Genomic DNA, 24,134 nt, shown 5'->3' on the forward strand with positions numbered 1-24,134 from the left:
CCTTTTGTCTTCTTAATGTCTAAAATGTCTCACTCCTGTGAAGACCATAGTCAAGCCGTATTTGTCAGCAGCTTCGATAGACTCTTGGTCACGTACTGAGCCACCCGGCTGGATGATGGCCTTAATTCCTGCTTTAGCGATTTCTTCCACATTATCTGCAAATGGGAAGAAGGCATCTGAAGCAAGAACAGCGCCGTCAAGGCGGTCTTTAGCTTGGTCAATAGCGATACGGACTGAAGCCACACGATTGGTTTGACCTGGGCCAACACCAAGTGTCATGTGGTCATTCGTCACGATGATCCCGTTTGATTTGACGTACTTGATAGCTTTCCAAGCGAACTCAAGTGCAGTCGCTTCTGTCTCGGTTGGCTGGCGTTTGGTCACCACTTGCCAGTCAGCTGGGCTTTCTTTGACCACGTCTTGGTTTTGCACAAGAAGTCCACCTACCACACCTGTGTACTCTGCTTCCACTTCACTAGCATCTTGAGCATCAAATGGCAAGGCAAGGATACGCAAGTTTTTCTTTTTGTTGGTCAAAATGGCTAGCGCTTCATCCGTATAGCTCGGTGCGATGATGATTTCAAGGAAAACGCCGTGCATCTTCTCAGCAGTCGCAGCATCCACCTCACGGTTAAGGACGACAATTCCACCAAAGATAGACACTGGGTCAGACTCATAAGCGTAATTCCAAGCAGTTTCGATGTCGTCAGCTTGACCGATACCACACGGGTTCATGTGTTTCAAAGCCACAACGGTTGGACGGTCTTTGAAATCACGAATAATACGAATGGCCGCATCAGCATCACGAATGTTATTGAAGGACAATTCCTTACCGTTGAGCTGTTTTGCTGAAGCAATCGAGTAGTCAGTCGGCAAAGCTTTTTGGTAGAAGTCGGCATCTTGTTGAGGATTTTCACCGTAACGCATGGCTTGTTTGAGATCATAGGTCAAAGTGAGCTTTTCTGGTTTTGCTTCACCCACTTGAGCTGTGAAATACTCTGCAATCAAGGCATCATAAGCCGCTGTGTGACGGAAAACCTTGGCCGCTAACCGTTGGCGAGTTTCGTAAGTCGTTTCGCCATTAGCTGACAATTCTTCCAAAACCACAGCATAGTCAGCAGGATCTACCACAACCGTTACGCTGGCGTGGTTTTTAGCTGCTGAACGAAGCATGGATGGCCCACCGATATCGATGTTTTCAACGGCATCCGCATAGGTCACATCTGGTTTAAGAATTGTTTCCTTGAAAGGATAAAGATTGACCACTACAAGATCAATGAGCTCAATCTGATTGTCCTTAGCAGCCTCTAGATGGCTATCAAGATCACGACGAGCGAGGAGACCACCGTGGATATTTGGGTGAAGGGTCTTGACACGACCGTCCATCATTTCTGGGAAGCCCGTCACATCATCAATTGCAATGGTCTCCACCCCAGCATTGTCAAGGGCAACTTTGGTACCACCTGTTGAGATGATATCCCAACCAAGTTTTTTGAGTTCTTGGACAAATTCAACAATGCCCGCTTTGTCTGAGACGCTGATTAAGGCCTTTTTCGTCATTCTATTCCTCTTTCTTTAGATCCAAGCGCATAGCGACTTCGTTATTTTCTTCTATAAATCCTGTTTCCTGAAAACCCAGACTAGTCAACAGGTGCTTCATTTTTTCATTTCCAACCACATAATCTGCGGTAATATGACTGCAAGCTCTATCCATCTGAGCCTCTTTGATTAGAACTTCCAAGGCTTTTCGACCATAACCTCTTCCTTGGTACTGCTGACCAATCATTATCCGCCAGATAAAGTATTCCGCTTCATCCTTGTCTATTTCTAGCAGGAGAAAGCCAACCACTTGCTTATCCCAATAGATTGCCATCGGAAACACATCTTCGTTTTTCCGATAGAGCCATGCATCAGCTAAAGAGCGCACATTTGGAGCTACGAAACGTGCTCGTTCATCAGCTTCTGATATTTTCAAATCCAGCACTGCCTGAAAACTGCTCTCATCTACCAATTTCAGTTCAATCATTTTTTCTCCTAGCAAGATTGCGCAATCAAAACTTGATTTACCTCTTACCTTCTCTCCACTCCCAAGCTATCCAACACCTCTGGATACAACTTGTACTCTGCCTCATGAATGCGAGCTTCAAAGCTTTCGATGGTATCATCAGCTAGTCGTGGTACGCGTACTTGTTTGATGACCTTGCCTGTATCCACACCCGAATCCACCCAGTGAATGGTCACTCCAGACAGGTCTACGCCAGCATTCCAAGCGTCCTCAATCCCATGAGCTCCTGGAAATTCTGGTAGGTAGGCTGGATGAATGTTAATGATCCGACCCTCGTAAGCAGCGAGCAAAGTTGGCCCAACGATTTTCATGTAGCCTGCTAGACAAACCAAGTCAATCTGGTGTTCTTCCAAGAGTTCGACAAGAGCTGCTTCGTAGTCCGCCTTGTTCTCAAACTCCTTGAGTTCAAAAGCATAGGACAGAACGCCGAGCTTGTCTGCCCGCTCGAGCACATAGGCGTCACGATGGTCTGAAAAGACAAACTCAACCGGAAATTCTTCAGCAATCACCTGAAAGTTTGAGCCGTTACCAGAGGCAAAAACAGCTATTTTTTTCATTTGATGATGACACTTTCGTTTTCTTTCTTGACGATGCGACCAATTTCATAGACTGGTTCATCCAGTAATTCCTTGACACGGTCTACATTTTCAGGGCTAACTGCCAACATGAGGCCCACACCCATATTGAAGATTTCAAACATTTCTTCGTGTTTGATCTGACCGTATTTTTCAAGGGCTTTGAAGATTGGCAAAACTGGTACCTTGCTTTCCTCAATCTCAGCAGCCAAGTCAGTTGCAAACATACGAGGGACATTCTCGATAAATCCACCACCTGTGATGTGGGCAATCCCGTTGACCAACTCTTCCTTGATGAGTGGCAAGACAGCCTTGACATAGATACGAGTCGGCTCAAGAAGGACTTCCTTGAGTTTCTTGCCTTCCAATTCTGGCAAGACTTCTTCACCTGTGTAATCCACAAAAACACGACGTACAAGTGAGTAACCATTTGAGTGAATCCCACTTGAAGCAAGTCCGAGAAGAACATCACCTTCGGCTACTTTTGATCCGTCGATGATTTGAGATTTTTCTGCCACACCGACCGCAAATCCAGCCAAGTCGTAGTCATCTTCGCCGTACATACCAGGCATTTCAGCCGTTTCACCACCGATGAGGGCAGCACCAGCCTGCACACAGCCTTCTGCTACACCAGCGACTACTTGTTCTAGTTTAGCTGGTTCATTCTTCCCTGTCGCCACATAGTCGAGGAAATAGAGGGGCTCCGCACCTGCAGCGATGATATCATTGACACACATAGCTACACAGTCCTGCCCAATCGTGTCATGCTTTTCGTACTTGATAGCCAGCATAAGCTTGGTTCCGACACCGTCAGTCCCTGAAATCAAGACCGGTTCTTTGACACCTGTTTTTGAGAGGTCAAACATGCCACCAAAGCCACCAAGAGCTCCCATGACACCCGCACGCTCCGTGCGAGCCACATGCTTTTTGATCCGCTCAACAACTTCATAACCCGCTTCAACATCCACACCTGACTGCGCATAAGCATTTTTATTTGTCATCTTTGTCTCCTCTTCCTTTCCTTTAATGGAGAGTCTTTATCCATCTATTTGTAAAAACTGGTCTTTTCATCCAAACTTCTACGATAGTCTTCTTCGTAGTCGTAGAGAGGTGTTGGGTAGGCCCCGTCAAAGTAAGCGACACAGAGACCACCGTTTGGCGCATCTGTTTCGATGCCGATAGAATCAATCAAGCCATCAATAGAAAGATAGGTCAGACTATCCGCACCAATGATTTGGCGAGTTTCTTCGACCGTATGATTGGCCGCAATCAGCTCCTGACGCGTCTGGATATCAATCCCGTAAAAACATGGATAAGCTAGCGCTGGACTGCCAATAGCAACATGAACCTCAGACGCACCCGCTTCTTTCAAAAGCTGAACAATACGGCGAGAGGTCGTCCCACGAACAATGGAATCATCCACCATCACCACACGTTTGCCTTTGACAACACCCGAAACGGCAGACAGTTTCATCCGTACCCCTTGCTCCCGCAATTCTTGAGTCGGTTGGATAAAGGTACGTTGCGTGTATTGGTTCTTGATGAGACCCATTTCATTTGGCAGACCTGATTCTTCTGCAAATCCCATAGCTGCGCTAAGTGAGGAATTGGGCACACCGACCACAATATCTGCCTCATGCTTAAATTCACGCGCTAATTGAGCCCCCATACGTTTGCGAGCTGTATGGACATTAACACCATGGATATTAGAGTCAGGACGGGCAAAGTAGATATACTCCATAGAGCAGATCGCCAACTGGGTATCATTCGTATAGCTATCATACTGAATCCCATTGTCATCCACGATTACAATCTCTCCTGGTTTCACATCACGAATCCACTCGGCACCAATGACTTCAAAAGCACAGGTTTCTGACGAAACCACCACCGCTCCGTTGGCCATTTTCCCAATAGAAAGTGGACGGAAGCCATTAGGATCAAGAGCCGCAATCAACTTGTCCTCAAACAGCAGGATATAAGCAAAGCCACCTTTTACAAGGCTGAGCGCCTCTTTGATTTTGCCCATCAAGTTCGGATTGTGACTCCGACGAATGAGGTGAGCCAAGATTTCCGAGTCCGAAGTTGAACTGAAAATAGCTCCTCTTTGTTCCAATTCTTTCTTGAGCGATTCGGCATTGGTCAAGTTTCCGTTATGAGCCAATCCAAACTGCATATCATGAAAGCGAAAGAGGAAGGGCTGGATGTTGTCCACAGAAGCTTCGCCAGCAGTCGCGTAACGAACATGCCCAATCGCGCTCGTTCCAGTCAGTTTATCCAAATTAGCTGGGTTTCTGAACACTTCTGATAAAAGCCCCATGTCACGATGACGCTTCAATTGTCCCTGATCATTGGAGAGGATTCCTGCCCCCTCCTGACCACGGTGCTGAAGACTGTGGAGACCAAAATAGGTCAATTTAGCAGCATCTGGATGCCCCCAGATACCGAAAACACCACATTCTTCATTAAGAGATTTTACTTCGTATGTCATTTTTTATACCTAATTTTTATTTGTGTAGCACCAAGAGCTAAATTTACATGACTTTTACATTACTGATACTATCTATTAGAAAATCTGTAAGTCTTATTTTCCAGTAAAGTATTTAACCGCCGACGCAAACAGGTGCTGATCTTTATTTCCTGGGATGTTTTGGAAGAGACCGTCTTCATAACGTTCTGAGTGTCCCATTTTACCGATGATTTGACCATTCTTGCTGGTAATTCCTTCGATGGCATTTACCGAACCATTCGGATTGTACTTAGAATCCATACTTGGTTTGCCGTCAAAGTCAACGTATTGGCTAAAGATTTGACCATTGACACGGAGCTCTGCAAATTCCTCAGCCGTCACGACAAATTTCCCTTCACCGTGCGATACTGGAATGGCATGGATATCGCCCACTTGTACTCCAGCCAACCATGGTGAGTTGGTATTGGCAATTCGCGTTTCCACCATCTTAGCCACGTGCTGGTTGGCATCATTGTAGAAGAGGGTTGGACTGGTACTGTTAGCATCTTCAAAGTTTCCATATGGAAGAAGACCTGATTTGACCAGGGCTTGGAATCCATTACAGATACCGATAATCAAGCCACCACGAGCGATAAAGCTATCAATGGCTGCACGCACTTTTTCATTGAGCAAGATATTCACGATAAATTTAGCTGATCCATCCGGCTCATCCGCAGCTGAGAATCCACCTGCAAAGAAGAGGATGTTAGCCTTGCCGATGTTGTCAACCATGGTTTCAACTGACTTGACAATGGCCTCTTCATTCAAGGTCACAAATGGCACCAAGTTAACCTCTGCACCTTCTTTTTCAAATGCCTTAGCTGAGTCATATTCTGAGTTGGTTCCTGGGAAGACTGGGATGTAAACCACCGGTTTTTCAATAGTTTCCTTGGCTTTGATGACTGCGTCAGAAGCGACAGCTGGCACTTCTTCCAATTCTTTAGCTTGGGCAAATTCAGTTGGGTAAACTTCTTCCATTTTTCCTTGGAAAGCACTGTCAAGTTTGTGTCCATCTAGCTTCACACCGTTGACAAGGAGTGTAAAGTCTGCTTTCGTTTGTCCAATCTTCTCTACTCCAGCGATTTCTTCAGGAGATGTGAAGACAAATCCGCCCAATTGAGCTGTCAAGGCTGTTTCAAGTTCAGGCAAGGTTACCTCTGCACCGATATGGTTCCCAAAGCTAGCAAGAGCCAAGCTTTCAAGGATACCACCATATTTAACAGCTGATGCAGATGTTACTTTGTGGCCAGCTTGGATGGCTTCAAACTGAGCAAAATTTTTCTTAATCAAGTCAAAATCAATCTCTGCAGAGAGGGCTTGACCTGGGATGTAGTAGATGTTTTCACCAGCAGTCTTGAACTCAGGAGAGAGGACCTTACGGCTATCTGCCGTCGTCACCCCAAAGGCAACCAAGGTTGGCGGTACGGTCAATTCTTCAAAAGTACCAGACATAGAGTCCTTACCACCGATAGATGGCAAACCAAGCTGAATTTGTGCTTCGATAGAGCCTAGAAGAGCTGCTACTGGCTGACCGAAACGCTCAGCTTGCTTGTCCATGCGCTCGAAATATTCTTGGTATGAGAAACGAGCCTTGGACCAGTTGGCACCAGCAGCCACCAAACGAGCAGTTGCTTCGATAACCGCATAAGCAGCACCGTGGTATGGAGACCATTCTGCTACATATGGGTTAAATCCTTGAGCCATGACTGACGCAGTATGAGTCACTCCATGTTGAACTGGCAATTTCTGCACAGAAGCCTCAGTTGGTGTGAGTTGGTAGCGACCGCCAAGTGGGTGATTGACCGTTGAACGACCGACCGAACAGTCAAAGATAGTTTGCAATCCTTTTTGACTCGCATGGTTGAGATCAGATAGAACCGCAAGGGTATTAGCTTCTAGTGTGTCAGCAGATGTTTGACGTTCTTCTGGAAGTTCGATATCCTTGTCCACAACCTTAGCATCTACGACCACACGCACACCGTTTGTATCAAGGAAACGGCGTTCCAAGTCGACAATTGTTTCACCATTCCAGTGCATGATTAGATTTGGTTTTTCAGTTACTGTCGCCACCACAACAGCATCAATATTTTCTTTATTACATTCCGCAACGAAGGCATCTACATCCTCAGGACGCACCACAACTGCCATCCGTTCTTGTGATTCAGAGATAGCAATTTCTGTCCCGTTCAAGCCTTGGTATTTAAGAGGAACCTTGTTGAGGTCAATTTCAAGACCGTCTGCCAATTCACCGATGGCCACACAGACACCACCTGCTCCAAAGTCGTTGGATTTCTTGATGAGACGAGTGACATCGCCATTACGGAAAAGGCGCTGAATCTTGCGTTCTTCGATGGCATTCCCTTTTTGAACCTCAGCTCCAGCAGTCTCTACAGACTCAACTGTTTGAACCTTAGAAGACCCCGTTGCACCACCGACACCATCACGTCCAGTCTTACCACCTAGCAAGATAATCATATCACCCGCTTCAGGTTTTTCACGGACAACATTTTCCTTGGGAGCCGCTCCGACAACAGCACCAAGCTCCATGCGTTTGGCTACAAAGCCTGGGTGGAAGTACTCACGAACGTAAGTCGTCGCAAGCCCAATCTGGTTCCCGTATGAAGAATAACCATGAGCCGCTGTTTTCGAAATAACTTGTTGTGGCAATTTCCCAGCGCGCGTTTCTGAAATCGGCGCTGTAATGTCACCCGCGCCTGAGATACGCATGGCTTGGTAAACATAAGAACGACCTGACAATGGGTCACGAATAGCTCCACCGATACAAGTAGCCGCGCCACCAAATGGTTCGATTTCTGTTGGGTGGTTGTGGGTTTCGTTCTTGAACATGAGGAGCCATGGCTCTTTCACTCCATTCACATCCACCTCGATTTCAACCGAGCAGGCATTAATCTCGTCAGACACTTCCATGTCATCCAAACGACCATTGGCACGCTCATAACGACCGAAAATAGTCGCCATATCCATCAAGGTTTGTGGTTTCTCCGAACGTCCCAACTCATCACGCATGGCAATATACTTGTCATAAGTCGCCTGCAATTGCTTTTGGAATTTAGAAGCTGAGAAATCAATGTGTTTCAACTCCGTCTCAAAAGTCGTGTGACGGCAGTGGTCAGACCAGTAAGTGTCCAAAACCTTGAGCTCCGTCTCAGTCGGCACGCGCCCGATTGACTTGAAGTAGTCTTGGATAAAGAGCAAATCATCCACTTCCATGGCCATCCCTTGCTCGGCCTTGTAGCGAGAAAAGTCTTCTGCCGTATAGTTTTCAAAGAAAGTCAATTTAGGAATGGTCTTGTCCGACTCTGAAAATTCCTGCTTGGCAATTCCTGTCGTGATGTCCTTGAAACGAGAATCAACTGGGTTGAGCAGGTAGTTCTTGACTGCTTCCAACTCAGTCGCATCAATATCCTTATTGACCAAGTAAAGCTGGGCTGTGTTGACTGTCACATCACTCGAACTTCCCAGTAAAAGCAAGGCTTCCTGTGACGAAGCTGCACGCTGGTCAAATTGACCAGGCAGGCTTTCAATGGCAAAGAAAGCATAGTTGGCAAGATCCGCCTGCACAACCACTTCGTCCAAAACATGGTCTGTCACCTGCTCAGAGAAGATGTGCTTCTCTGCAGGCGCAAACAAGTCCTCTGCCAAATCAAAGACATCATAAACTTGCACAATGCGAATACTTTTCAAAGTTGACAGTCCCAAGTTGTGCTGGAGCTCTCTCACCAAACTCTCTGACTTAACCTGAAAATCAGCCTTTTTTTCAACAAAAATACGTTTATTCATCAATTCTTATTCCTTTATTTCAGCTCTTGCAATGTTCCCAAATGACCTTGAAGGTGTTATGTTAAACCTTGCAACTTTTCCCAGACAATCTCGTAAACATCTGTCAGTTCACCTAGACCTCGATGGAGTGTAAAGGTCTGGGGGACCTTTACAGCCTGAGTCCTTACATCTGAAAGACGAAGGTTTTCCGTTAATAACAGCTTATTTCAAAGCCTGCAATTTCTCCCAAACAATTTCGTAAACGTCAGTCAATTCACCTAGTCCTCTACGGAAAACATCCTTATCCATGTGGTTGCCATCTGCATCCCACAAACGGCAGTTATCTGGTGAAAACTCGTCTGCCAAGATAATCTTGCCATCCTTGTCAAAACCAAACTCTAGCTTAAAGTCAATCAATTTAAGACCAATCTCAGCAAACCAAGCTTTCAAGAGCTCATTGATACGACGGGTTTCTTCTTTCAAGTAAACAATCTGCTGGTCATCCGCAATTTTAAGGAATTTCACATGCTCGTCATTGATAAAGGGATCATCCAAATCATCATTTTTATAGTAAAATTCGACAATCGGAGTCTCAAATGCGATACCTTCTTCTACGCCAAAACGTTTTGAAAAGGAACCAGCCGTGTAGTTGCGGAGCACAACTTCCAAAGGAATAATCTCCACCTTTTTATTGAGTTGTTCCGTATCCGAAATTTTCTCCACAAAGTGAGTCACTACACCAGCCGCATTTAATTTCTCAAAAATAAAAGATGAAATCTGATTATTTAACACTCCCTTGCCCGCAATCTGCTCCTTCTTGACACCGTTAAAAGCAGTCGCCTGGTCCTTGTAAGTTGAAATAATGAGATTTTCATCCTCAGTTGTATAGATATCCTTGGCTTTTCCCGAATAGATCAGTTGTTTTGACATTTTAAAGTTCGCCTTTCGTTTTACTTGAGCACATTCTACCACAAAAGCATGAAAAATTCAAGGTTTTTACGAATAAATAACGTTTTCCTATTTTGAGCGTAAAGAAAAACTGCAAGATATATTCTTCTTACAGTTTTAAAATCATTTATCCTCTGAAAAACACGAATATTACTCTTTATTCAAAAATTGATCCCAAAAATAACGGAGGTAACTTTTCTTTCCCGTAATCATCTGCAGGCGACCTTCTAAACCATAACGAAGTTTTTCAGCCTGTTCCGAAGTTAAATTAGTCTCCGCCTCAATTTTAAAGAAATTTCCTTGTTCAGTCTTTGTAGCTGTCGCATCAATACTTGTAATCGTAGAATCCAGGAAAATTTGATTCTTCGCATTATTAGTCGTAGTATAACGAACAGAGTCCCCAATCTTGACTCTAGCAACATCTTTTGAACTGAGATAAGCTGTGAGTTTGGTTTTCCCTTCTTTTTCCAAGGATGGGTAGAGTTGGGCTAGCAGGGTTCCTTCTGCGACCATCGTAGATTCACTAGTCTCAGGATTGAGGTGAAGCACCCCATCCTCACTTGCTGTAATCTTCCCTTTATCTAGGAGACCTCCCTGTACCTTCTTACCCGATTCCGCCTCCAAAATTTTCTGATCTAGAAGAGTTAATTCCTGGCCAACTTTGACTAAGTGCTGAGACTTGAGCGATTCCAGTTGACTATCCAGTCCCGTTGCGTGGGCCTGTTGAGCTCCAGAACCCGCATACTGTACACGATACGTAGCTAGACTAGACTCTAGCTGGGCAATTTGTGCATCCACTTGCGCAATAACTTGCGATTTAGCTTGCGGATCTTCTTCACCTTGGTTTTTATAGGTCTGATAGAAAGAGTAGGCTGGATTCTGACTATCTAGTTGATCTCCCTTTTCAATCGCTGACTTAGCTGTTTTGTAGTCTCGGATTTTATCCTCTGTTTGGCTGATAAGATTGCCAATCTCGGCCTGGCTCTGACTTGCTGCCGCATTTTGAGAGGAGATGCTGGCATTTTGCTGAGAAACATTACTTCTTAGACCATTCGCTTGGCTGAGATAATCTCGAAACATCTCCTGGTAACCAAACTTATCTGCCTCTGGGAATTGATCACTCCCCTCTTTCAAACTGGATTGCAAATACCCCAACTGCTTTTTTTGATCCTTTAGCATCTCCAATTGACTGGCATATGCCTCAACTTGGACAGCTTCCGCCCCTTGCTGGTACTGAACGAGTAGATCTCCTTGCTTAACCAACTTGTTTTCTTCCAGATAGTTGCCCACAATGCGTTGATTGCTAGTCGACTGGATGTTAGCAATGATCCGACTAGGTTCGACTGTCGCTCTGGTAGACAAACTCATCTCCTTCTCTGCAAAAACTGCAAATCCTAACAGAAATACGAGCAGAAGTGACATAGGTAAAATCACCCGACTGGAAAAATTATGGTAACGACGATTATAAAACTCCGCACTTTCTAAAAATTCTGGTTTCATCCTCTCCTCTTTCTAGCTATTCACCAAATGGGCGTAAAATCCATCCTGTGCAAGCAAATCAGCATGCTTTCCTTCTTCGACAATCTTGCCCTGCTCCAAAACAACAACCTTTTCTGTCCGCTCAGCAATGGTCAAGCGGTGAGCAATGAAAATCAAGGTCTTGTCCAAAGCCATGAGATTATCCACGATCCGCTTCTCTGTCAAAATATCCAAACTGCTAGTCGCCTCGTCCAAGATCAAGACAGGTGCATCCGTCAAGAGAGCACGCGCCAGAGCGATTCTCTGCCGTTGCCCACCAGAAATTCCAGCCCCATCCGAAGTTAATTCTGTCTGGTAATTCAGGGGCATGCACTCAATATCCTCCCGAATCTCTGCCAATTCGACCGCCCGTAAGATATCCTCTTGAGTTGTCCCCTCCTTGGCTCCAAGGAGAAGATTCTCCAAAATCGTTCCGTTAAAGACATAGGGCTGTTGAGGCAGGTAGTTGATATACTGACGCAAAGCCTTTTTGTCAATCTGATTAAGATTGACACCACCCAGACTAATCTCTCCCTGACTTGGATCGTAGAAATTAACCATCATCTTGGCTAAGGTGGTCTTACCCGAACCTGAAATCCCCACGAAAGCCATCTTAGACCCTTGCGGAATAGTCAAATTGATATCCGACAAGACATCACGACCATAGCCATACTTATAGTGAACTTGCTTGAAGGTCATTTCTCCCTTCATCATGCTCAAATCTTCTACCGTTTTCTTCTCCTCAAACTCCGAAGCTACTAGATAAACCTCATTTAAGCGATTATTGGCAACCTGCGCTGTCTGAAGTTTGGTTTGTAGGTTAATGATATTTTCCAAAGGATTGGTAAAGTAAACAAGCAGGGTGTTATAAGTAATCAGCTGACCCAAACTCATTTTCCCATCCATGACAAGAATAGCTCCCAGCCAGAGAACGGCAACATTGAGCAGGAGCTGGGCAACTTTTTTCAGAGCCTTTTGCTGGCTTTCTGCCCGACTATAGGTAAAAGATTTTTTCAGATAAGCCACAAATTCCTTATCAATCTTTTGATAGCGCGAACTCTCACTGGTCAACGACTTAATGGTCTCAATGCCGTTGATATCCTCGATGATAGAAGAAGACAGAACCGCATTAGCTTCCATGGTATCCCGATTCATCTTTTCAAAAGGCTTCATAAAGGCAAAGATAATCACTGTATAGATAGGAAGCGCAAGTAGACTAATGAAAAAGAGCGTCATATTTTGTGAAAACAAAACCAGCGAGATAATCAAAATCGTCGACACATCTAGGAAAATCGACAGAATGGTCGAAGCTAGCGCGTCGATGATACTGTTGGCATCTGTAAAACGAGATACAATCTCTCCTGTCCTGCGTGTTGCAAAAAAGGACATTGGCAGGTGAAAAACATGCTTAATATAGGACAAAATCACATCGATAGACAGCCGTTGCCCCAGAACAAGTAAAAGATATTCCTGCGCATAAGACAAAATCTGCTGGAGGATATAGACGATGACTAGTCCCATTGAGATGATACCCAGCGTCGAACGCATCTGGTCTGGTACGTAACTGTCAATGATAGACTGCAGATAATAAGAGCCCACGATATTAATCAGGGTTACCAAGAGTGTTGCCAAAACGATATTAGCAATCAAACCCCGCTGTTTGAGCAAGATTGGCAAGAAGGATAGGAGCCCCTGTTTTTTCTCCTTATGGGGTTTATAGTCCGGAGATGGCGCCATAAAGAGACTGACTCCTGTCCATTCTTGCGCAAATTGTTCACGGGAAATCTTGGTCAGCTTGATACCAGGATCTGGATCAGCGATATGAATGTGCTTTTTATCCTGACCTATCACCACATAGTAGTGGAGCAACTTCCCTTCCTTGAGCACATGAGCCACAAAAGGAAAGGTCAAATCTGGCAAATCAAAGAGCGTCATATCCGCCTTGATAGCCCGCGTCTCAAACCCAATCTCCTCTGCCACCTTTACAAGTCCCAAAGCGGTCGTCCCATCCATGGTCGTCTTGGCTAACTCTCGTAGATGAGCCAAGGAGTAATAACTACCGTAGTAGCCAAATACCATGGCCAAGGAAGCCACGCCGCAATCCATCTGATCCACCTGGGGACGATAGTGCCTTTTCCTAAATTTCATATCCTTCTCCTTTTTCTAACAATCTCTTTAAAAATTTGTAAGATTATTTTAACCAAATAAGGATAAAAACAGGAAAATATTCCTAAATAAACTATTTTTGCACCTAAAACGCACTTTAAAAAGCACAAACTATCATTTAAATGTAAAAAAGCAGAGCAAAAGTTCTGCCTGCTTAAAGTAACCGTTAAAAAATGAATGCCTAGAAATAAACTATTCTGAAATGATATTGCTATAAAGTGAGCTAAATGTCATCAAGAATGATGAAATCTTAGGTAGATCAAAATATTCAAACCACGTAGGTAAATTTATTTTGTTTACCATCAGCCACAATTCTAATCATTAGATAAGTTATAGAGCTAAACAATACAATAAACTCTGGCCAAGCTTTTTGTAGTAATTGAACGACTTTCATCTCCAACTCCAATCTGACATTCCATCAATTCTCAATCTTACTATCTGTTGTTTTGTACTTGTATCCTACATAAAACAGACCAAGCAGAATTGGATAGGTTTCTGGATAAAACAGAGTATTGATCGGATTTTTCATAATCAAATACGTTGCGATATAAAGAATAATCGATACGACAAAATACCCCTCAGCAAATCCTAATAAGATTTTTTTCATAGCAGACTCCTATTTACATACACAAAATCCTTTCCATTCAGATTCATCATTTATAGTTTTGATTATTTTTCTTCAAATCCTTACAAAAAATACCAAAATAGCCTGCAACAATCAAACCTATTAAACTCCATTGCCAATCAAAAGATACTAGCGAACCCGTACGAATTAGATGAAGCGTAAGATTAAGACCTATTCCTAACAAAGGAAGTATAGTGGCTAGCTTAGGTAACAATGTATTGAGATTTAGGTTACGATTCATAGTTAATTTCCTTCTATATTTAGATTAACGTCTACTTCCTAGATAACGCCCATACATATAAGCAGCTACTCCTAATACACCCCAAGCTATTGCTGTGGAAGTAGTGACAATGAAGCCTCCTTCAGTAAGAGCCAAATCTTCTTCTGTCATAATATCAAATTTTTTATCCATTTCTTTCATTTTTCTCTCTCCTTTTTAAATAATACTGGCTAATCCAATAGCTACTCCAACCAAAATCCCTACTATTCCTAAATTAGTTCTTATTTCATTGATAATAACTAAAAGATGACTATTCAATAGCAGTTGCCATACACTAAAAATAGTTCTCTTCAAACCTTGTCTTTAGCTAAATCCAAGTAACTCATCATCAAAATAAGGATCGGAACAACTAATTCTGTTTGGAAATATTTTTCAACATTAAAGGTGATTACATTTAAATCTCCCAATATGCAAAGCACTCCAAAAATAATTAGAACTGCTCCCATTACATTTTTTAGATTTTTCATACAAGTCTACTTTTATCCAAATTTACGTTTTAAATCTTGACCAATTAATCGACCACCAAGGAAAATTGCTACTCCTCCAGCAATCATGGCTATGGTAATTAAGCCACCTTCTGTATTCATCAATTCTTCTTCTGTCAATTCTGTCCATTTATTTAAATTCATTTTTTCTCTCCTTATTATTACATAAAATAGCCCCAAGCAATACCACCAATTAGTAAGACACCTCCTACAACTACAGCGGTAACCGACCCCCATTCACATCCGTCAACTCTTCTTCTGTAAGAGCTACAAAGTTCTGTTCCATGTTGTCAAAATTTGTCATCTTTTTTCTCCTTATTTTTTCTATATATTTAATCTTTAACCTCTAAGCCACTTAAATAGCCAGATTGGGTAAATTACTGAAATCATTTTCTTATCTCCTTCCCTTTTTCCTTACCTATTTATTCGAAAAACAATTCGAAAATAAACAATTCATTCATTTTTATTTTAAAAACCACTTAATGAACCACGGATAAAAGCCAGTCACATACATAAATATTCCTCCTTTTTCTTTCTCATCTCTTTATTCGCAATTTCTACTAAAAGTTTCCCTTTTTCTGCAAATAAAAAACAACATGACTTGCATGTTGCTTTTGGCTATTTTTTATCTTTAATAATTGCTACTACATCCGCTACACTTTGAAGTTGGTCGATTTCCTCATCAGTGATTTCGATACCAAATTCATCTTCTAGTGTCAAAACAAACTCCATCAAATCCACTGAGTCCGCATCTAGATCGTCTTTCAAACTCAAAGCCTCTGTTACGGCAAAGTCTTCTCCCTGTCTCTCTTGGATAATGGTTACAATACGGTCAAAAATTTCTTTTTCTGTCATCTTTTTTATTCTCCTGAAAATTCACGCGCAGTCTGAGCAACTACGTCTGTTTCTAGCATGGTACGAATCTGACGAATCGTACTGTACACAGCATTGGCATCACTTGAGCCATGAGTTTTTACAACTGGCGCCTTGACGCCAAACAAGACTGCTCCTCCAACATCTGAATAGTTGAGCTGTGTCTTCAACCCCTTAAGACTATCCTTGAGAAGTAGAGCACCTAGCTTCGCTCGAAGGCCACCACCCGTAATAGCATTTTTAAGTAAGCCCATGATTCCCAAAGCTGTACCTTCGATAGATTTGAGAACAGCGTTTCCCGTGAAACCATCTGTTACGACAACATCCGCAACGCCATTCATCAGATCACGCGCTTCCACGTTTCCGACAAAGTTCAAACTTTCATCAGCTACTAACAAGTCGTATGTTTCCTTACGAAGCGGATCTCCCTTGCTGCTTTCTGTTCCATTGTTGAGCAAACCAACACGTGGTTTCGAAATCCCACGAACATTTTTCGCATAGAAGGAACCTAGGACAGCGTATTGGTGCAGATGATGGGCTGTATTTTCTGCATTGGCCCCAAGGTCTAGCATGTCAAACCCTTTTCCATCGATGGTCGGCAAGGTCGACATGAGTCCTGGACGATCGATATTTTTGATACGACCCACGATAAAGAATCCTGCAGCCAACAAGGCACCTGTGTTCCCAGCTGAGAGGACAGCGTCTGCTTCTCCCTCTTTGACAGCCTTGGCCGCTAATACCATGCTGGCATTTTTCTTCTTACGGATAGCTTTTGTCGGCTCATCGTCTGAGTCAATTTTCTCATCCGTATGGATAATGCTGACGCGCTCTGTAGCCGTTAGATATTGCTTGATCTTGCTTTCATCTCCGTATAGTTGAATCTCAATATCTGAAAAGTCAGCAAGGGCTTGGTTGACACCCTCAACGATGGCTTGAGGTGCGTAATCGCCCCCCATAGCATCTACTGCGATTTTTTTCATTTGTCTTCCTCTTTTAGTAATTGTCCCCAGTCTGCTAGGGAATCGATAAATTTCTTTGATTTTAGGTGAATCCCAACGTACTCTTCGTAGAGTTGATCCATAAACTTGCGTAGCTCTTGCTTGATTTCGGCCTTAAGCGAAATAGTCTCCAAGGTTTCAAAATCAATGGCTTGAAATTGATTGAGCAGATAAGGGATATTGGGATTTAGATGACAACGTCTCTCATCCTCATGATAATGCTCTGGGCAGAGGCAGGCTCCATATTTGAAAGAAAAGTCAAAGGCCTGACCGACCCGATGGCAAAAGACACACTCATTAAAATTAAGGCTGATTCCAAATCGAGTCAAGATTTGAATTTCAAAAATATTGGTTAAAACCTGATAATCTATCCCTGCTTCCATCAACTCCAGAGTCTTCCTCAAGAAAGCAAACAAGGGAGCATCCTGCTGATTATCCTGCAAACTAGCATCTGCAAGAGCTGCCACATAGGTAGCATAGGCCATGACAAAGAGATCACTATTAATCTTTGGAAAGGTCATCACCTCATGGTAGTCCTCGATGTAGCTAAGCCCATCATCATTGATTCGCAAGAGAAATCGTGCCAACACCAAGGGCTGAATAACCGGAGCTAGTTTGGACTGGCCAGCGTGTTTGACGAAAAACATGCGCTTGCCCGCCTGCTCGGTAAAAATTTTGACTAGCTTGTCATCCTCACGAAAGTTACGATTGTAGAGCACCAAGCCTTGACTCGTGATAGACTGAATCATGCTTCTCTCATGTACTCCTCAAGTCGTTTCATGGCTTCTCTGATCGTTTCCATGCTGGCTGCATAAGACAGACGCACATAGCCTTCTCCGTAACGTCCAAAGGCTGCACCAGGGATAAAGGCAACAGCCTTCTTATAGGCAAAATCCTTCAGAAAAGCAAAGGAGTCTTGATTGTAACCTGCTGGAATCTTAGCAAAGACATAGAAGGCACCGTCTGGTTTGATAATATCAAAACCAAGAGCAGTCATCTTCTCAATGATATAATCACGACGCTGAATGTACTCCTTCTTCATAGGCTCTGCGTCGTTTTTACCAGCGGTCAAAGCCTCCACCGCAGCATGTTGCGCCATGGTATTTGCGGCAGTAACCAAATATTGGTGACTCTTGATTAACTGAGCTGTGAAAGCTGCAGGAGCAAAGATAAAGCCTAAACGCCAACCTGTCATAGCATGCGATTTAGATAAGCCATTAATAATAATAGCCTGGTCTCTCAGCATAGTTCCCAATGATACATGATTTTCCCCTGTATAGGTTAATTCTGAGTAAACCTCATCACAGACAACAAAAATCTCATACTTGCGTAAAACGTCTGCCAAGGCTTCCAACTGCTCCCGACTATAGGTAATACCTGTCGGATTGGCTGGATAGTTGAGAATAACTGCTTTGAGCTTGTCCCCTTGCTCCAAAATGGCCTTTTCCAACATCTCAGGAGTCAAGACAAAACCATTTTCAGTTGTATCAATCTCGACAATCTCTGCCCCAACTAGATTGACAATCGGCTCATATCCTGGGTAGGCAGGAGCTGGCAAGAGCACCTTGTCCCCCTCTTCCAAAATAGCCGTCAAAGTAGCAGATAAAGCCTCTGTCGCCCCAATTGTAACCAAAATTTCATTTTCAGGATTATAATCTAGCTGGTATTTTTCTTTTACAAAGTCGCTAGCAGCCTGGCGCAAGGTCAGTAAACCGCTCATCCCTGTATAGTAGGATTGGTTCTGGTCAATGGCTCGCTTGGCTGCCTCCTTGATATGATCTGGCGTTGTAAAATCAGGTTCCCCCAAGGTCAAACGCAAGACCCCAGGAATCTCTGAAATTGCCTGGTCAAACTGGCGAATCAAGGAAACTTGAATCTTGTCTAACTGTTTATTAAAGCGTTTGGTTAAGTCCATAGATATCCCCCTTGCTTACAGAACATAGTACTATTATACTACAAAAGCTCCCTGACCGCAAAATCCATCTGAAACCCGCATTTTTCACTTTCTGTTTTACTTTTCTTCTCGACAGGACTATAATAATAAGTGCTTATTTTCGGAGGTTTATATGTCATTTTTATCAAAAAATGGAGCAGGAATCTTGGCCTGCCTTCTCATTTCTATCGTATCTTGGTGCCTGGGAGGATTTTTCCCCGTCGTGGGTGCACCTGTCTTTGCAATTTTTGCTGGAATGCTCCTCCACCCCTGGCTCTCACCTTACAAACAACTAGACGCAGGTTTGACCTTTAGTTCCAAGAAATTACTCCAGTATGCCGTTATCTTACTCGGTTTTGGTCTCAATATCTCGCAAGTCTTCGCAGTTGGACAAACTTCACTCCCTGTCATCCTTTCCACCATTTCGATTTCCTTAATCGTTGCCTACCTCTTCCAACGTTTCTTTGCGCTAGACACAAAACTAGCTACCTTGATTGGAGTGGGTTCTTCTATCTGTGGTGGCTCTGCCATTGCTGCGACAGCGCCCGTCATCCATGCCAAGGAAAAAGAAGTTGCCCAAGCCATTTCCGTTATCTTTTTCTTCAATGTCTTGGCTGCGCTCATCTTTCCAACGCTAGGAACCTGGCTTCACCTATCCAATGAAGGTTTTGCCCTCTTTGCAGGAACTGCAGTCAACGATACTTCTTCTGTAACGGCCACAGCCAGCGCATGGGACAGTCTTTATCAGACCAATACCCTTGAGTCTGCAACCATTGTTAAACTCACACGCACCCTTGCCATTATTCCTATCACGCTCTTTCTCTCCTACTGGCAAAGCCGCCAACAAAAAAATAGCCAGGGTTTCCAACTAAAAAAAGTCTTCCCACTTTTTATCCTTTACTTTATCCTAGCCTCTCTCTTAACGACTTTTCTCACCTCTCTCGGTGTGTCTAGTAGCTTCTTCACCCCTCTCAAACAACTCTCCAAATTCCTCATTATCATGGCTATGAGTGCCATCGGTCTCAAAACAAATCTAGTAGCCATGGTCAAATCCAGCGGGAAATCCATTCTTCTTGGAGCCCTTTGCTGGATTGCCATCATCCTCACCAGTCTTGGCATGCAGGCATTGATTGGTATTTTCTAACACAAAAGGTAGCCCATGGCTACCTTTTTATTGCTCAAGAATTAAGCGAGTATGTTCTCTCTTAATACATCGATTCATCACAATGTCATCGCATCCTCCAGCACGCAGGATTTCTTCCGCTTCTAGATTTTCAAGTCCTAATTGCGCCCAGAAAATCTTGGCATCAGCCTTGAGAAAATCACGCGCCACATCTGGTAAAAACTCACTGCGACGGTAAACATTGACAATATCTACAGGAAAAGGAATCTCTTCTAGACTCGCATAAGCCTTTTCTCCCAAAATTTCCCCACCTGCAGCCTTGGGATTAACTGGAATGATTTTATAGCCCCGAGCCTGCATTTCCTTAGTCACTCGATTGCTAGTTGTTTCTTCACGATCGGACAAGCCTACTACCGCTAACGTTTTACTGGTTGCAAGATACTGACGTACCACACCATCACTTGGATTGATAAATTCTTGGCTCATAGAAATCCTCCTTTTCCATCAGTATAGCATATTTTGAAAAGGCTTGCAGATTTTGACTACAAAAAATCTCCTAGCAAGAAAAGAAACCTGCTAGGAGAACGATCTATTTCAAGTGAAAGTTTAGATTTTTTTCTCGATACTAAATAATGGAGAAAGAGGACGTTTTTCGTGGATACGAATAATAGCATCGCCCAGAAGATGAGCAATCGAAATTTGTTCAATCTTATCAATCAAACGCTCTTCTGGTAGATAGATAGTATCCAAAACAACCAATTTCTTAATAGCTGATTTTTGGATATTGTCCATAGCTGGCCCCGAAAGAACTGGGTGCGTACAGCTTGCGTAAACTTCAACAGCACCTGCTTCAGCAAGAGCATCTGCCGCATGACAAATAGTCCCAGCTGTATCGATCATATCGTCAATCAAGATACAAGTCTTACCTTCTACCTTACCAATGATGTTCATCACTTCACTGGTATTCATCTTGTCTACACTACGGCGTTTGTCAATAATCGCAATCGGAGTTTTCAAAAACTCTGCCAATTTACGAGCACGAGTCACCCCACCATGGTCTGGGCTGACAACCACGTAGTCAGTGCCAACCATGCCACGACGTTCAAAATAGTCCGCAATCAATGGAGCACCCATCAAGTGATCTACGGGAATATCAAAGAATCCCTGAATCTGTGCAGCGTGCAAATCAATCGTCAACAAACGATCTACCCCAGCAACTTCTAGCATGTTTGCAACGAGTTTTGCAGTGATTGGCTCACGCGCGCGCGCTTTTCTATCCTGACGTGCATAGCCATAGTAAGGCATAACAACATTGACAGATTCTGCACTAGCACGCTTCAATGCGTCCACCATAATCAAAATTTCAAGTAAATTATCATTTACAGGTGAACTAGTTGATTGTAGGATAAAGACGTGTTTTCCACGGATAGACTCTTCGATGTTGACCTGAATCTCCCCATCTGAAAATTGGCGAACAGTCGATTTCCCCAACTCTATCCCAATCTCTTGCGCCACACGCTCTGCCAATTCTCTATTTGAAGAAAGGGCAAACAGCTTTAAATCAGAAAAAGACATGATTTCCTCCGGTATTTATGTATCACTTGTTTTTACACAACATTTTCCATCTACCATTGTAGCGCTTTTTCCTTTATTTTTCAATCAAAAATAAAACAAGAGTAGACATTTATACCCTTGTTTTATGCTATTTTATATTAGCTATATTAAAACTAAAAATTCTACATTTTAACAATCGATTTTATGCTAGGGTGAGATTTTTTCGAGACAAAGTTAGTATACTTCTCTCATACTTCCTGTATCCACATCATAGACAGCACCTGAAATAACCACATCATCAGGAATCAGTGGAGACTCTCTAAGCAATTGCATATCCTCTCTCACACTCTCTTCAACATCCTGGAATGGTAAAAAATCTTGATTAGATACATCAACTCCGAGCTCGTGTTTCAAATATTCATGAAAACTTTCATTTTGAAAGGTTTGAGCTCCACAGTCTGTATGGTGAAGCACCACGATTTCTCTTGTCCCCATTTGTTGCTGGGAAATCACCAGTGAACGAATCATGTCCTCAGTTACTCGACCACCCGCATTCCGCAAGATATGAGCATCCCCAAGGGCCAAACCTAGAGCTTGCGCAACGTGCAGACGTGAGTCCATACAGGTCACGATCGCTACTCTGGTTTTGGGTTTAAGTGGCAGATTTAACTGCCCATGTAGGGCAACATAAGCCTGATTGGCTTGCATAAACTGTTCAAAATACGACACGATTCCCTCCTCAAAAATTTGACAATCAAATATTTCTCCTATCTTATCATTTTTAAGAGGATTTGTCACGGATTATGCAAAGACCTTTTTCAAAACTTCCTGAATCGTTGTCACACCAATAACCTCAATTTCCTTGGGTGGAGTGATTCCTGTCAAGGAATTCTTGGGTACATAAATCTTGGTAAAGCCCAATTTTGCTGCTTCATTGATACGTTGCTCGATACGATTCACGCGCCGAATTTCTCCGGTCAAGCCCAGTTCACCCACAAAACATTCCTGAGGATTGGTAGGCTTGTCCTTGTAACTAGAGGCAATAGCCACTGCAACGGCTAAGTCAATAGCAGGCTCATCCAATTTCACACCGCCAGCAGATTTGAGATAGGCATCCTGATTTTGCAAGAGAAGCCCTGCTCGTTTTTCCAAAACAGCCATAATCAGACTTGCACGATTGAAATCAAGTCCAGTCGTCGTACGCTTAGCATTTCCAAACATGGTTGGTGTTACCAAAGCCTGAACCTCCGCCAAAATCGGACGGGTCCCTTCCATGGTCACAACGATTGACGAGCCAGTAGCCCCATCCAAACGCTCCTCTAGGAAAACTTGACTCGGATTGAGTACCTCAACCAATCCGCCCGACTGCATCTCAAAAATCCCAATCTCATTAGTGGACCCAAAACGGTTTTTGACCGCTCGTAAGATTCGGAAGGTATGGTGGCGTTCCCCTTCAAAGTAAAGCACCGTATCCACCATATGCTCCAGCATACGCGGACCTGCCAAGGTTCCTTCCTTAGTCACATGTCCTACGATAAAGATAGCAATGTTATTGGTCTTAGCCAGCTGCATGAGTTCAGCTGTCACCTCTCGCACTTGAGAAACTGACCCTTGCACTCCAGAAATCTCAGGAGACATAATCGTCTGGATAGAGTCAATGATGAGAAAATCTGGTTGGATGCGCTCCACCTCAGATCGAACACTCTGCATATTGGTCTCTGCATAGAGATAAAACTCGCTATCAATATCTCCCAAGCGCTCTGCCCGTAACTTAATCTGCTGGGCAGACTCCTCCCCACTGACATAGAGAACAGTCCCCACTTGAGACAGCTGGGTTGAAACTTGCAGGAGAAGGGTTGATTTCCCGATTCCTGGATCCCCACCGATAAGGACGAGGCTCCCTGGTACCACACCTCCACCAAGCACACGGTTGAATTCCTCCATCTCAGTCTTAGTTCGATTGACATTGATGGAAGTTACTTCAGCCAGTTTCATGGGTTTGGTTTTCTCACCTGTCAAGGACACACGCGCATTCTTGACCTCTGCAACCTCGATTTCTTCTACAAAAGAAGACCAAGACCCACAGTTTGGACAGCGTCCTAGATATTTAGGTGAATTATATTCACAATTTTGACACACAAATGTCGCTTTTTTCTTTGCGATGATTCTAATCCTCTCATTTTAAAATTTCTTATTTTTCGCGTTATCAACTATCTTTCTTTAAGACAGTCAATCCACCATCATCTGCATAAGCATAATACTCTCCATCCGGACTAAAACCAAAAATATACGGTAAATAACCTTTATAAATTTGTACCCTAGTTTCTTTATCCTTTTCCCAAAAAATGGTTAAAATCGGATACTTCCCAGATTGATCTTTTCCCATTGTCACTCGGATATTTTCCCCATTGTCCAAAGGGAGACTTCCACCATATTGTCCCGCAATAGAAATGGGAGAATCACAACCCTCATACATGGCTATTAATTCCGTCTCATCATAATCCCCATCTATAGGAGTTACCTGACCATTTTCACTGTCAATAATTGACATATATTCTGAAGAAACGCAAAGAATTTTATAATAGGCTCCCGGAAGAAAAGCTAAGTAAAGAAAACCTCCAATACTAATCTCAAAAATCTTCTTATACCCTCGACAATTCTCGGCGGTAAAAGCTTGAAAATCTTTATAGCTCATTTCATTGTAC

General features: G+C 43.3%; 24 protein-coding genes and 1 pseudogene. 1 reads left to right on the forward strand and 24 read right to left on the reverse strand.

Translation table 11 applies throughout. The annotated features are described in order from the left end of the window. Nucleotides 1–12: 12 nt before the first annotated feature. The 19 genes and pseudogenes from purH to SORDD27_RS08630 all read right to left on the reverse strand — a co-directional run bounded on the left by purH (nucleotide 13) and on the right by SORDD27_RS08630 (nucleotide 18,734). A complete protein-coding gene (gene purH / locus SORDD27_RS08545; protein WP_061428549.1) occupies nucleotides 13–1,560 on the reverse strand; it encodes a bifunctional phosphoribosylaminoimidazolecarboxamide formyltransferase/IMP cyclohydrolase in 1,548 nt (515 codons plus the stop codon). Nucleotide 1,561: 1 nt separating this feature from the next. Continuing rightward, a complete protein-coding gene (locus tag SORDD27_RS08550) occupies nucleotides 1,562–2,026 on the reverse strand; it encodes a GNAT family N-acetyltransferase (protein ID WP_000571268.1) in 465 nt (154 codons plus the stop codon). Nucleotides 2,027–2,070: 44 nt separating this feature from the next. After that, on the reverse strand, nucleotides 2,071–2,622 hold the full coding sequence (gene purN / locus SORDD27_RS08555) for a phosphoribosylglycinamide formyltransferase (protein WP_049490119.1): 552 nt from the start codon (nucleotides 2,620–2,622) through the stop codon (nucleotides 2,071–2,073). Further along, nucleotides 2,619–3,641 (reverse strand): phosphoribosylformylglycinamidine cyclo-ligase, encoded by a 1,023-nt coding sequence (gene purM, locus SORDD27_RS08560; RefSeq protein WP_061428551.1) that lies wholly within the window; start codon nucleotides 3,639–3,641, stop codon nucleotides 2,619–2,621. Before purM ends, purN begins: the two co-directional genes overlap by 4 nt. 44 nt (nucleotides 3,642–3,685) lie before the next feature. Next, nucleotides 3,686–5,128 carry an amidophosphoribosyltransferase gene (gene purF, locus SORDD27_RS08565; protein WP_061428554.1) on the reverse strand — a complete coding sequence of 481 codons (1,443 nt, stop codon included), beginning with the start codon at nucleotides 5,126–5,128 and terminating at the stop codon, nucleotides 3,686–3,688. Nucleotides 5,129–5,221: 93 nt separating this feature from the next. Further along, a complete protein-coding gene (locus SORDD27_RS08570; RefSeq protein WP_061428556.1) occupies nucleotides 5,222–8,947 on the reverse strand; it encodes a phosphoribosylformylglycinamidine synthase in 3,726 nt (1,241 codons plus the stop codon). 201 nt (nucleotides 8,948–9,148) lie between these two features. After that, nucleotides 9,149–9,856: a phosphoribosylaminoimidazolesuccinocarboxamide synthase gene (gene purC, locus SORDD27_RS08575; RefSeq protein ID WP_061428558.1), complete on the reverse strand. Its 708-nt coding sequence runs from the start codon at nucleotides 9,854–9,856 to the stop codon at nucleotides 9,149–9,151. Between the two features lie 168 nt (nucleotides 9,857–10,024). Further along, nucleotides 10,025–11,374, reverse strand: coding sequence for a competence pheromone export protein ComB (gene comB, locus SORDD27_RS08580; protein WP_061428560.1), 1,350 nt, complete (start codon nucleotides 11,372–11,374; stop codon nucleotides 10,025–10,027). A gap of 12 nt (nucleotides 11,375–11,386) precedes the next feature. Further along, the gene (gene comA, locus SORDD27_RS08585; protein ID WP_061428562.1) at nucleotides 11,387–13,540 is read right to left on the reverse strand and encodes a peptide cleavage/export ABC transporter ComA; all 2,154 of its coding nucleotides are present in this window, start codon (nucleotides 13,538–13,540) and stop codon (nucleotides 11,387–11,389) included. 436 nt (nucleotides 13,541–13,976) lie between these two features. Then, nucleotides 13,977–14,165, reverse strand: coding sequence for a hypothetical protein (locus tag SORDD27_RS08595; protein WP_033605807.1), 189 nt, complete (start codon nucleotides 14,163–14,165; stop codon nucleotides 13,977–13,979). A gap of 46 nt (nucleotides 14,166–14,211) precedes the next feature. Further along, nucleotides 14,212–14,424, reverse strand: a complete 213-nt coding sequence (locus tag SORDD27_RS08600; RefSeq protein WP_061428564.1) for a hypothetical protein — start codon at nucleotides 14,422–14,424, stop codon at nucleotides 14,212–14,214. A gap of 24 nt (nucleotides 14,425–14,448) precedes the next feature. Further along, nucleotides 14,449–14,604, reverse strand: a complete 156-nt coding sequence (locus SORDD27_RS10030) for a hypothetical protein (protein ID WP_000661692.1) — start codon at nucleotides 14,602–14,604, stop codon at nucleotides 14,449–14,451. A gap of 149 nt (nucleotides 14,605–14,753) precedes the next feature. Continuing rightward, the gene (locus SORDD27_RS10035) at nucleotides 14,754–14,930 is read right to left on the reverse strand and encodes a hypothetical protein (RefSeq protein ID WP_000793177.1); all 177 of its coding nucleotides are present in this window, start codon (nucleotides 14,928–14,930) and stop codon (nucleotides 14,754–14,756) included. 12 nt (nucleotides 14,931–14,942) lie between these two features. Further along, nucleotides 14,943–15,092, reverse strand: a complete 150-nt coding sequence (locus SORDD27_RS08605; RefSeq protein ID WP_001052546.1) for a class IIb bacteriocin, lactobin A/cerein 7B family — start codon at nucleotides 15,090–15,092, stop codon at nucleotides 14,943–14,945. 73 nt (nucleotides 15,093–15,165) lie between these two features. After that, nucleotides 15,166–15,252 (reverse strand): annotated as a pseudogene (locus SORDD27_RS10545) (class IIb bacteriocin, lactobin A/cerein 7B family); the annotation flags it as partial. A gap of 314 nt (nucleotides 15,253–15,566) precedes the next feature. Continuing rightward, nucleotides 15,567–15,803, reverse strand: coding sequence for an acyl carrier protein (locus SORDD27_RS08615; protein ID WP_000136435.1), 237 nt, complete (start codon nucleotides 15,801–15,803; stop codon nucleotides 15,567–15,569). Nucleotides 15,804–15,808: 5 nt separating this feature from the next. Then, nucleotides 15,809–16,801, reverse strand: coding sequence for a phosphate acyltransferase PlsX (gene plsX, locus SORDD27_RS08620; protein ID WP_061428566.1), 993 nt, complete (start codon nucleotides 16,799–16,801; stop codon nucleotides 15,809–15,811). Beyond that, nucleotides 16,798–17,568 (reverse strand): DNA repair protein RecO, encoded by a 771-nt coding sequence (gene recO / locus SORDD27_RS08625; protein ID WP_000616142.1) that lies wholly within the window; start codon nucleotides 17,566–17,568, stop codon nucleotides 16,798–16,800. Before recO ends, plsX begins: the two co-directional genes overlap by 4 nt. Next, nucleotides 17,565–18,734, reverse strand: coding sequence for a pyridoxal phosphate-dependent aminotransferase (locus tag SORDD27_RS08630; RefSeq protein WP_061428569.1), 1,170 nt, complete (start codon nucleotides 18,732–18,734; stop codon nucleotides 17,565–17,567). The genes recO and SORDD27_RS08630 overlap by 4 nt, the downstream gene beginning before the upstream one ends. 151 nt (nucleotides 18,735–18,885) lie before the next feature. Between SORDD27_RS08630 and SORDD27_RS08635 the strand changes: the two genes are divergently transcribed. Continuing rightward, nucleotides 18,886–19,896, forward strand: coding sequence for a YeiH family protein (locus SORDD27_RS08635; protein ID WP_042901914.1), 1,011 nt, complete (start codon nucleotides 18,886–18,888; stop codon nucleotides 19,894–19,896). Nucleotides 19,897–19,923: 27 nt separating this feature from the next. On the opposite strand, the gene SORDD27_RS08640 is transcribed toward SORDD27_RS08635, so the two are convergent. The 5 genes from SORDD27_RS08640 to SORDD27_RS08660 form a co-directional block, all read right to left on the reverse strand. Further along, nucleotides 19,924–20,361, reverse strand: a complete 438-nt coding sequence (locus SORDD27_RS08640; RefSeq protein WP_061428571.1) for a CoA-binding protein — start codon at nucleotides 20,359–20,361, stop codon at nucleotides 19,924–19,926. A gap of 120 nt (nucleotides 20,362–20,481) precedes the next feature. Further along, nucleotides 20,482–21,450 (reverse strand): ribose-phosphate diphosphokinase, encoded by a 969-nt coding sequence (locus tag SORDD27_RS08645; protein ID WP_061428573.1) that lies wholly within the window; start codon nucleotides 21,448–21,450, stop codon nucleotides 20,482–20,484. A gap of 213 nt (nucleotides 21,451–21,663) precedes the next feature. Beyond that, nucleotides 21,664–22,158, reverse strand: a complete 495-nt coding sequence (locus tag SORDD27_RS08650; RefSeq protein ID WP_025171793.1) for a beta-class carbonic anhydrase — start codon at nucleotides 22,156–22,158, stop codon at nucleotides 21,664–21,666. A gap of 72 nt (nucleotides 22,159–22,230) precedes the next feature. Next, complete coding sequence (gene radA / locus SORDD27_RS08655; protein WP_193765376.1) at nucleotides 22,231–23,595, reverse strand: DNA repair protein RadA; 1,365 nt, start codon at nucleotides 23,593–23,595, stop codon at nucleotides 22,231–22,233. A 40-nt stretch (nucleotides 23,596–23,635) separates the two neighbouring features. Further along, the gene (locus SORDD27_RS08660; protein WP_061428575.1) at nucleotides 23,636–24,124 is read right to left on the reverse strand and encodes a hypothetical protein; all 489 of its coding nucleotides are present in this window, start codon (nucleotides 24,122–24,124) and stop codon (nucleotides 23,636–23,638) included. Between the last annotated feature and the right edge of the window lie 10 nt (nucleotides 24,125–24,134).

Source organism: Streptococcus oralis (assembly GCF_001579025.1).
In the GTDB taxonomy this organism is placed as follows: domain Bacteria; phylum Bacillota; class Bacilli; order Lactobacillales; family Streptococcaceae; genus Streptococcus; species Streptococcus oralis_X.

Coding starts and splice junctions, on each gene's coding strand:
- SORDD27_RS10035 (WP_000793177.1), bottom strand. CDS start 14,930: ATGAAAAATCTAAAAAATGTAATGGGAGCAGTTCTAATTATTTTTGGA.
- recO (WP_000616142.1), bottom strand. CDS start 17,568: ATGATTCAGTCTATCACGAGTCAAGGCTTGGTGCTCTACAATCGTAAC.
- SORDD27_RS08595 (WP_033605807.1), bottom strand. CDS start 14,165: ATGAAAAAAATCTTATTAGGATTTGCTGAGGGGTATTTTGTCGTATCG.
- SORDD27_RS08640 (WP_061428571.1), bottom strand. CDS start 20,361: ATGAGCCAAGAATTTATCAATCCAAGTGATGGTGTGGTACGTCAGTAT.
- SORDD27_RS08570 (WP_061428556.1), bottom strand. CDS start 8,947: ATGAATAAACGTATTTTTGTTGAAAAAAAGGCTGATTTTCAGGTTAAG.
- SORDD27_RS08645 (WP_061428573.1), bottom strand. CDS start 21,450: ATGTCTTTTTCTGATTTAAAGCTGTTTGCCCTTTCTTCAAATAGAGAA.
- plsX (WP_061428566.1), bottom strand. CDS start 16,801: ATGAAAAAAATCGCAGTAGATGCTATGGGGGGCGATTACGCACCTCAA.
- SORDD27_RS08605 (WP_001052546.1), bottom strand. CDS start 15,092: ATGAATTTAAATAAATGGACAGAATTGACAGAAGAAGAATTGATGAAT.
- comB (WP_061428560.1), bottom strand. CDS start 11,374: ATGAAACCAGAATTTTTAGAAAGTGCGGAGTTTTATAATCGTCGTTAC.
- purH (WP_061428549.1), bottom strand. CDS start 1,560: ATGACGAAAAAGGCCTTAATCAGCGTCTCAGACAAAGCGGGCATTGTT.
- SORDD27_RS10030 (WP_000661692.1), bottom strand. CDS start 14,604: ATGAAAGAAATGGATAAAAAATTTGATATTATGACAGAAGAAGATTTG.
- SORDD27_RS08600 (WP_061428564.1), bottom strand. CDS start 14,424: ATGAATCGTAACCTAAATCTCAATACATTGTTACCTAAGCTAGCCACT.
- SORDD27_RS08615 (WP_000136435.1), bottom strand. CDS start 15,803: ATGACAGAAAAAGAAATTTTTGACCGTATTGTAACCATTATCCAAGAG.
- purM (WP_061428551.1), bottom strand. CDS start 3,641: ATGACAAATAAAAATGCTTATGCGCAGTCAGGTGTGGATGTTGAAGCG.
- purF (WP_061428554.1), bottom strand. CDS start 5,128: ATGACATACGAAGTAAAATCTCTTAATGAAGAATGTGGTGTTTTCGGT.
- SORDD27_RS08550 (WP_000571268.1), bottom strand. CDS start 2,026: ATGATTGAACTGAAATTGGTAGATGAGAGCAGTTTTCAGGCAGTGCTG.
- SORDD27_RS08630 (WP_061428569.1), bottom strand. CDS start 18,734: ATGGACTTAACCAAACGCTTTAATAAACAGTTAGACAAGATTCAAGTT.
- purN (WP_049490119.1), bottom strand. CDS start 2,622: ATGAAAAAAATAGCTGTTTTTGCCTCTGGTAACGGCTCAAACTTTCAG.
- SORDD27_RS08635 (WP_042901914.1), top strand. CDS start 18,886: ATGTCATTTTTATCAAAAAATGGAGCAGGAATCTTGGCCTGCCTTCTC.
- comA (WP_061428562.1), bottom strand. CDS start 13,540: ATGAAATTTAGGAAAAGGCACTATCGTCCCCAGGTGGATCAGATGGAT.
- SORDD27_RS08660 (WP_061428575.1), bottom strand. CDS start 24,124: ATGAGCTATAAAGATTTTCAAGCTTTTACCGCCGAGAATTGTCGAGGG.
- purC (WP_061428558.1), bottom strand. CDS start 9,856: ATGTCAAAACAACTGATCTATTCGGGAAAAGCCAAGGATATCTATACA.